Genomic DNA, 8066 nt, shown 5'->3' with positions numbered 1-8066 from the left:
GCAGTTTTGGTAGAATTTAGGTAACATTATCATTTGATAGGTCTTGTTGAGAATACCTGACCTATCTTTTTTTACCCCAAAACGGTCACACTCTTATATTTCCTCGGCTTTAGTCCCTTTGTCACCCCTTCAGCTTGGCAGGTTATGCAGGGGAAAACGTGATACTACGATTTGACCCTAAAGACATTACAACTGTTTTGGTTTACCACCAGGAGGGTAATAAAGAAGAGTTTCTCGCTAGGGCATTTGCTCAAGATTTGGAAACTGAGCAATTGTCTTTAGATGAGGCAAAAGCTAGTAGTCGCAAGATTAGGGAGATGGGAAAGACCATCAGTAATCGCTCCATTTTGGCAGAAGTGCGCGATCGCGACACTTTTGTAACCCGAAAGAAAACCAAGAAGGAACGTCACAAAGCAGAACAGGCTGTAGTTCAAAAAGTTGAACAGCCATTGCAAAAGGAACTAGAAGAAATAGACATATTATCTGTTGAAGATGAGCTACAGCTTGATATGCCAGAAGTTTTCGATTATGAACAAATGCGTGAAGATTACGGGTGGTAGAAAATGACTTCAAAACAAGCCTAAACAGTTGCCCAGCGATTAGGTGACATTCCGGTAAATGATGAAAAATTACAAGCAGAAATTCAAAGATTGAACGGGAAGGATTGTATCCTTTTGGAGCAAGTTAAAATTCTTAATAATTGGCTGGAAGGAAAGCGTCAAGCACGTCAGTCTGGTCGTGTTGTAGGAGAGTCCAGAACAGGTAAAACAATGGGTTGTAATGCCTACAGACTGCGGCATAGACCCAAGCAAGAAGTAGGAAAACCACCATTAGTACCGGTTGCTTTTCTCGAAGACATCCCCTCAGATTGCACTGCTAAGGGTTTGTTCAATGAGATTCTTAAGCATTTAAAGTATCAGATGAGTAAGGGAACTGTAGCTGAGATTAGAGAACGCACATTTCGGGTTCTTAAAGGTTGCGGGGTTGAGATGCTTATCATTGATGAAGCTGACCGCTTGAAACCTAAGACTTTTACTGAAGTGCGGGATATTTTTGACAAGTTAGAAATAGCAGTGATTTTGGTAGGAACTGATCGCTTAGACGCAGTGATTAAAAGGGATGAGCAAGTTTACAACCGTTTTCGCTCCTGCCATCGTTTTGGTAAGTTATCAGGAGAAGAGTTTAAGCGGACAGTTGAGATTTGGGAAAAGATGATTTTGCAGTTACCAGTGGCTTCTAATCTTTCTGCTAAAACCATGCTGAAGACTTTGGGTGAAGCAACAGGTGGTTATATGGGTTTGATAGATACGATTTTACGAGAGTCAGCAATTCGGGCATTAAAGAAAGGATTGCAGAAAGTTGATTACGATTATCATGAGTTTCAAGAACAGTAGCAATACGTTTTTGTTCTTCATACTTTGGTAATGGCACAGGAAATTTAGACAGTTCTCCCAGTGTTATCGTTTTTTGGGCATTTCCTAATGCGACTATATCGGCATACCTCCGGCACTCTGGATTATTTAACCACCAAGCCAAGTATTCAGGAGATACCTTGTCGGCATCAGGAAGTATGTAAGCTATGTGCCGTTGAAAACTAAACTGGTAATCCTCTTTTACTAAAGCAGCATAGCCATAAGAGCCAACGGCTGTGTATAGAATAACACTAGGAAGTGGTTCTCGTCCTTTTGAAATCTGTGTGTAGGTTTGTTCAGAAATCTTTGCTGCCTGTTCCCAAAGTATCTGTCCATCCCTTATACATGAGACGTATAGAAATGGCACACCAATATCAGATGTTTTGACAGATTGGTGCGAACCATCAGTAATTCGATGACATATGGATGCTAAATTTTCAATTTGAAACTGTTTAGGATGTGCGATCGCATCTCTCAATTCCCCATTTTCATCCAGTCCGCGAGTCAGCAAATCGTGCAGCAGTCCAGCCTTGATTTGTTTGAGTTTGGCGATAATCGAGGATGTGTGTGCGATCGTTTCATCTAGCGTGTCTAAAATTTTCGCGATAAGCCGCTGTTCATCAGGATTAGAAGGAATTGTAATAGTAAGACGATAAACATCGTTACGGTTAATTCCTGGTACACCTGTAGAACTATCTAAACTACGGAGAGGTAAATAACTGAGGTACCAAAAAATAAATCGTAAATTAACATTAGTCTTGAGCTTGACATAGTAAGTCGTATCAATCGGCCAAAATGGTTCATGACTCCAAACAACAGATCCAACAGTTCCTTTACGACCTACTATAATGCTAGGAAATTCCACAATATAATCACGATGTCTGCCAACAATACCATTAGAACCATACACAGGAAAACTTACACCCGTTCTTGACGCTTCTGGTAAGTTGACCCCATATTCAAGCGTAAGTATTTCTCCTAAAGTAGTCTGTATCCATTCTTTAGTAGGCATATCCCAACCCTTTCAAAAATTCATCTAACCGCTTCGCAGCCTCATCTCTCTTCGCCTCAATATCTCGCAGCGTCACCCGATACTTATCCCACCAATTCTCAAGCGCAGCAATCACCTGCTGACGATGAGCATTAACATAACGATTTAATTGATTCTCTAAATTGTTCTTAGCAATGTCTAACACTAATCGCTGACATTGTTCCATAATCAACTGCTGTCTCGCAGTCTCCAAACGCTTAACTAATTCTTCCTTAAGCCTAGTCAAAATCTTCTTTACTTGCGTCAATTCTTGCTTAAGTTTCTTAATCTCAGCCTCACTTAATTTATCCTCATCCTCTAATTCTGCATCCTCACTTTCCTCATCACCAAAAAAAGTATCAGCATAGTAAGCAGGTGACTCAGCACGTTGTTTTGCTTCTGCTTCAGTGCGTCCTTTAGCTATATTCTCTTTAATAATTTGCTCGTATCGCTCATCAAACACATCAGAACAACGTTTCAAAAAGAGCATTCCAAAAATATATTCTTTATAATCAGAAGCGTCCATTTTTGCACGCAAAATATCAGCTGCTGCAAACAAATGGCGTTCAAGTTGAGGTAGTGTTATTTTTCTCATAAATACATACTTAATATACCGAAGATGCCATTTCCGAAAGCAAATACTATCGCGAAAAAAATAATTTTATTTAATTATTTCTAGCAATTATGTTAGCATCGTAGTGGTAAAAAGTCAATATTGCTAACATTTTTTTGCTAAGATATAACTCAAAATAGTATTAAATTTTTAATTAGAACATGATATTAAGAATATAATTTTTATTATTTGATAATAAAAATTATATTCTTAAAAATTAAATCCAGGCAAGCAAGTTTACATATAGTTTAAAAAATAATATAATATTATCTTTAAATAAAAGTATTTATCATTAATGAGCATTTAATTTATATAAAAATAGAATTTCATCAATTATTAAGAGCGAATTACTATGTAAAATTGAATAGCGATTAGCTAATTAATAATGATTAAGCTTATCGTCAAATATATCTAAAAAATAATTGCCAATTAAGGATATAATGTTTAACTCTTTCCTATAACAGCTTTAAGCTTATCTAAAAGAGATAATGCACGGAGCGATCACATCTTAAAAGTCATACAATTAAACTTTTGCCAAAGATAATTTATGGGAAGTCAGCTACCTGAAACTAATATCAATCCATTTCCCGATGAACTAATACATACCCTCAATCATTTGTAAAAATTCTTTCACAACTTCATTTGGCTGCTTCTCACACTTTTTAAAGTCAAAACGTTCAACCACTCGTATTCCATGAAATCGGAACAAGCGTTCTCGTTCTTGTTCCTCTACTCGTCTTGAAGGCGTGTGCCAAGGCCCGTCAACTTTGAGAATACCCCACTTACCTTGGTGGCAAACTATAAAATCTGGTTCTAGATTCCGTCTACCTTCTGGTGAATTGAGCCGGGCTAGACTATTTGGCATGAACAGCACTCCTGCGCGATCTAATGCTTTTGCAATTTCTATTTCAGATTTTGAGCGATAGCGCAGTCCTTCCCAGGTGTAAAGTCGCCATTTTGGATTGAACAAAGTCCCTTGATTGGTGATCTCCTTGTCAGGAGACTGTAAAACCTCTGGCATTTTGGCTCCATCAAGCACTACTCCTTCCAGGTTGACTCCATCTAGTTTTGTCTGAGATAGGTCAACTCCTCTCAAGCTTGCACCTGCTAGCTTGGCGTTACTCAAATCTGCCCCACGAAGAATTGTATAACTGAGGTCGGCATTACTTAAGTTCGCTTTTATTAAAAAAGTAATAAATAGAATTGCACTATTTAGATGCGCTGAATCTAAATTTGCTTGATGCAATCTCGCCAGGCTTAAATCCGCTGCAACCAAACAAGCATTTTGTAATTTAGCCTTCTCTAATCTAGTTTGGCAGAGATAGGTGTTACTCAAATCAGCCTCACGCAGGTCAACTCCACGCAAATCTGTTTTAACAAGACAAGCTCGTTTCAAATTCGCACCATAGAGATTGACTCCTCTCAAATCTTCTCCTTGAAGATTAGCTTTTGATAAGTTCTCTCCACGGAAATTTTTTCTGCCATCTAACAACTCGCTCATAAATTCATCTGCATCCATTGGTAGTGGCATTGAAGAACCTTTATTTAGACAACACACCAACCTTCAGTAATTAGTTATGTAACATAAATATGTTAATTTTGCATATTTTTGCAACGGCTGTAGCCTCCCAACATGGGAGGTTCAATCTACTCGGTTAGGTACAAAGCATTTCTCACACGCCTGCGCGAGGCGCGACTTAAAGCTGGACTAACTCAAATAGAAGTTGCACAAAAGCTGAATCAGCCCCAGTCCTATGTTTCAAGGTGTGAATCAGGAGAGAGGAGAGTAGACGTAGAGTTAACAGACTTTGCGATGATTTACAAAAAACCCTTAACCTATTTCGTTGACTTTACGACTGAAAACGAAAATCACTTAAAGGTAACGTAATCAGTATCTAGTCAAAAATATTCAGTTCATTTCACTTATGCAAAAAGGCAACCACCTAATCATTTTGTGAATCATTTAGATCGCTTGTCTCTTGTAATCCTTAACGGCACAGGATTTCTGGTCAAGTCTGACAAGTCAAAGCAGTTGACTTAATTTTCTCCAGTTAATAGCCGTGATTCCACACGACTATAAATTAGGTCAAGCCATACAGGAATCACTGGTAGACCATCACTTAGGTTTAAGATCGCCCGTTCCCGGTTAAACTCTACAAGCTCAAGCGATTGCATTTCCCAATTCCACAACAACATAAAACGCCCACCTTGACCTGAGTTTAATAACTCAGGTTCTTGTTCTTTGATCTGTCTGAGGGTTCGACTGGCTAAGTCAAAATTTAACCCCATAGACAGCCAATATGCCATTGCTGCCAGTTCTATTAAGTTAGACCGCGAATAGTAAATGCTTCGCCCAATTCCCGTATCACCAATCACGGGGACAACTACTTCTTTCTCTCGCCAATACTGCAACTGCCGGAGGGTGCAGTTTGTAATCTCAGCAGCTTGTTTGCTTGTAAAAAATTCTTCCTGCATGAGATTTATCTTACAGAAGCAAGTTATTATACATATATGTTTTTATTGAACTTATTTGTTTAACTGTGGCATGAGCCAAATTACAATTCAGTGTCGTCTAGTAGCCAACGCCAATACTCGCCAACAGCTATGGCAGTTAATGGCAGATAAAAACACGCCACTAATTAACGAACTATTGCTTCATATTTCTGAACATCCAGACTTTGGGACATGGCGGCATCAAGGTAGATTCCCGATTAGTACAGTTAAGCAAGTGTGTGAAATGCTCAAAGCAGACCCGCGCTTCATTGGTCAGCCTGCACGGTTTTACACGAGTGCAACTACATTGGTTAACTACATCTATAAATCATGGTTCGCGTTGATGAAGCGATCGCAGTTCCAACTAGAAGGGAAAATACGCTGGTTGGAAATGCTTAACAGTGATGTTGAATTGGTAGAAGCCAGCGGCATCAACTTAGATAGTCTTCGCACTAAAGCTGCTGAAGTTTTGGCTCAACTTACTCCTCTTGATACTGCTGAAACTCAATCAACGAATGGGAAAAAAGCTAAAACACACAAAAAATATCAAAATTCAGATAGCGATCGCAGTTTATCAAAGAACTTATTTGGGGCTTACAGCAATACAGAAGATAACTTGACTCGTTGTGCCATCAGCTATTTGCTCAAAAATGGTTGCAAAATTAACGAAAAAGAGGAAGACGCTAAAAAATTTGCTCAACGTCGCCGTAAACTTGAGATTCAGATTGGACGCCTCAGAGAACAGCTAGAAACACGAATTCCCAAAGGTCGGGATTTAACTGCTGCCAAATGGTTAGAAACTATTGTCGTTGCCACTCATAACGTTCCAAAAAATGAAGCTGAGGCAAAATCTTGGCAACACAGCCTTTTAAGGCAATCTAGCAAACTACCTTTCCCGGTAGCTTACGAAACCAACGAAGATATGACCTGGTTTAAAAACCAGTTGGGACGCATCTGTGTAAAGTTCAACGGTTTGAGCGAGTATAGCTTTCAAGTCTATTGTGATTCTCGCCAACTTCACTGGTTTCAACGCTTCCTAGAAGATCAACAAATTAAGAAAAATAGCAAAAACCAACACTCCAGTAGCCTGTTCACCTTGCGTAGTGGGCGTATTGCTTGGCAAGAAGAGGAAGGCAAAGGCGATCCTTGGAATATTAATCGCTTAACCCTCTACTGTTCTGTGGATACCCGCCTATGGACGGCTGAAGGAACCAATCAAGTAAGGGAAGAGAAAGCCAAAGAAATCGCTAAAACTATCACCAATGCAAAAGCCAAAGGTGGCCTCAATGAAAAACAGCAAGCCCATATAAAACAGAAAAACTCTACCTTAGATAGAATTAATAACCCTTTTCCTCGCCCCACTAAACCTTTATATAAAGGACAATCTCATATTCTTGTTGGTGTTAGCCTCGGCTTAGAAAAGCCTGCAATGCTAGCGGTAGTTGATGGCGCTACAGGTCAAGTCATTACGTATCGCAGCATCAGACAACTACTGGGTGATAATTACAAATTGCTAAATCGACAGCGACAGCAAAAGCACTCCTTATTCCACCAACGCCAAATAGCTCAAATGCTTGCTGTACCAAATCAGTTTGGAAAATCGGAGTTAGGTCAGTATATAGACAGCTTGCTAGCGAAAGAGATTATTGCGATCGCTCAAACTTACTCTGCTGGAAGTATTGTTCTACCTAAGTTGGACAATATGCGAGAGCAAGTTCAGACTGAGATTCAAGCCAAAGCTGAACAAAAATCAGACTTAATAGAAGTTCAACAAAAATATGCCAAACAGTACCGAGTTAGCGTTCATCAATGGAGTTACAGCAGGTTGATGGCAAACATCCAAAGTAAGGCTGTTAAAGCTGGAATTGTGATAGAGGAGTCAAAACAGCCAATTCGAGGTAGTCCACAAGAGAAGGCGAAAGAATTAGCGATCGCAGTTTACTATTCCCGCAAAATAAACTGATTGACAAAACACCGAACCTTGATAATAAAATAAGAAAATTCAACAGCGCCGCAGTTCATGCTTGTTATAAGCCTCTGTGCTGTGTAAATTTGGGTTAGTTTGACTGCTGTTAAACAGTCTTGCTTTCTGACCCTGGTAGCTGCCCACCTTGATGCTGCTGTCCCTTGTGGATAGGAATAAGGTGCGCCCCCAGTAATAGAGGTGCGGGTTTACCGCAGTGGTGGCTACTGAATCACCTCCGAGCAAGGAGGAACCCACCTTAATTATTTTTTGGCATGGCAAAGCGGGGGCGATTTCCCTAGTACTCCTGCCAAAACTTTAAAGCCCTTTGTTCGTATGCTTTCTAGAGTTTGGGCTGTCACTTGATTTACTTTTTTCAGTGTCAACCAGCAAGTGGTTTTGGTAGTCCTGTCAAAAGTGCTTCTAGGAGACTTAATAAATAAAGGGTTTCAGGCGCGGAGTTTCAATGCCCCTCCTAGCTTGAGGCGGGTTGAAAGCTGTAGACAAAGAGATTGCGGAATTTAACTTTAGGTTTCAATGCCCCTCCTAGCTTGA

Annotated in this window: 7 protein-coding genes and 1 pseudogene; 4 read left to right on the top strand and 4 right to left on the bottom strand. The window is 39.8% G+C overall.

The features are described from left to right. The first annotated feature begins 158 nt into the window (after positions 1 to 158). Positions 159 to 560 (top strand): hypothetical protein, encoded by a 402-nt coding sequence (locus tag H6G97_RS15765; RefSeq protein ID WP_242054943.1) that lies wholly within the window; start codon positions 159 to 161, stop codon positions 558 to 560. Between the two features lie 114 nt (positions 561 to 674). Continuing rightward, positions 675 to 1394, top strand: a complete 720-nt coding sequence (locus H6G97_RS52465) for a TniB family NTP-binding protein (RefSeq protein WP_242054942.1) — start codon at positions 675 to 677, stop codon at positions 1392 to 1394. A gap of 22 nt (positions 1395 to 1416) precedes the next feature. On the opposite strand, the pseudogene H6G97_RS51230 reads toward H6G97_RS52465, so the two are convergent. The 3 genes and pseudogenes from H6G97_RS51230 to H6G97_RS15745 all read right to left on the bottom strand — a co-directional run. Next, a pseudogene (locus H6G97_RS51230) lies at positions 1417 to 2424 on the bottom strand (restriction endonuclease subunit S); the annotation flags it as partial. Next, complete coding sequence (locus H6G97_RS15750) at positions 2414 to 3037, bottom strand: type I restriction-modification system subunit M N-terminal domain-containing protein (protein WP_190941689.1); 624 nt, start codon at positions 3035 to 3037, stop codon at positions 2414 to 2416. The pseudogene H6G97_RS51230 and the gene H6G97_RS15750, both read right to left, overlap by 11 nt. Before the next feature lie 613 nt (positions 3038 to 3650). Beyond that, positions 3651 to 4586 (bottom strand): pentapeptide repeat-containing protein, encoded by a 936-nt coding sequence (locus H6G97_RS15745; RefSeq protein ID WP_190941688.1) that lies wholly within the window; start codon positions 4584 to 4586, stop codon positions 3651 to 3653. Between the two features lie 102 nt (positions 4587 to 4688). Here H6G97_RS15745 and H6G97_RS15740 point away from each other — a divergent pair, with 102 nt between their 5' ends. After that, a complete protein-coding gene (locus tag H6G97_RS15740) occupies positions 4689 to 4943 on the top strand; it encodes a helix-turn-helix domain-containing protein (protein ID WP_190941687.1) in 255 nt (84 codons plus the stop codon). Positions 4944 to 5092: 149 nt separating this feature from the next. Here H6G97_RS15740 and H6G97_RS15735 read toward each other — a convergent pair whose 3' ends face one another. After that, the gene (locus tag H6G97_RS15735; RefSeq protein WP_190941686.1) at positions 5093 to 5530 is read right to left on the bottom strand and encodes a MerR family transcriptional regulator; all 438 of its coding nucleotides are present in this window, start codon (positions 5528 to 5530) and stop codon (positions 5093 to 5095) included. A 70-nt stretch (positions 5531 to 5600) separates the two neighbouring features. Between H6G97_RS15735 and cas12k the strand changes: the two genes are divergently transcribed. Further along, positions 5601 to 7511 (top strand): type V CRISPR-associated protein Cas12k, encoded by a 1911-nt coding sequence (cas12k, locus tag H6G97_RS15730; RefSeq protein ID WP_190941685.1) that lies wholly within the window; start codon positions 5601 to 5603, stop codon positions 7509 to 7511. The last annotated feature ends 555 nt before the right edge of the window (positions 7512 to 8066 follow it).

The organism is Nostoc flagelliforme FACHB-838 (assembly GCF_014698065.1).
Lineage (GTDB): Bacteria > Cyanobacteriota > Cyanobacteriia > Cyanobacteriales > Nostocaceae > Nostoc > Nostoc flagelliforme_B.
The sequence above is the reverse complement of the archived record's forward strand: the minus strand, read 5'-3'. Positions and strand labels throughout refer to the sequence as shown.

Excerpts from the sequence above, each read along its gene's own strand:
- H6G97_RS15740 (WP_190941687.1), top strand. The coding sequence starts at position 4,689 with ATGGGAGGTTCAATCTACTCGGTTAGGTACAAAGCATTTCTCACACGC.
- cas12k (WP_190941685.1), top strand. The coding sequence starts at position 5,601 with ATGAGCCAAATTACAATTCAGTGTCGTCTAGTAGCCAACGCCAATACT.
- H6G97_RS15735 (WP_190941686.1), bottom strand. The coding sequence starts at position 5,530 with ATGCAGGAAGAATTTTTTACAAGCAAACAAGCTGCTGAGATTACAAAC.
- H6G97_RS15750 (WP_190941689.1), bottom strand. The coding sequence starts at position 3,037 with ATGAGAAAAATAACACTACCTCAACTTGAACGCCATTTGTTTGCAGCA.
- H6G97_RS15745 (WP_190941688.1), bottom strand. The coding sequence starts at position 4,586 with ATGCCACTACCAATGGATGCAGATGAATTTATGAGCGAGTTGTTAGAT.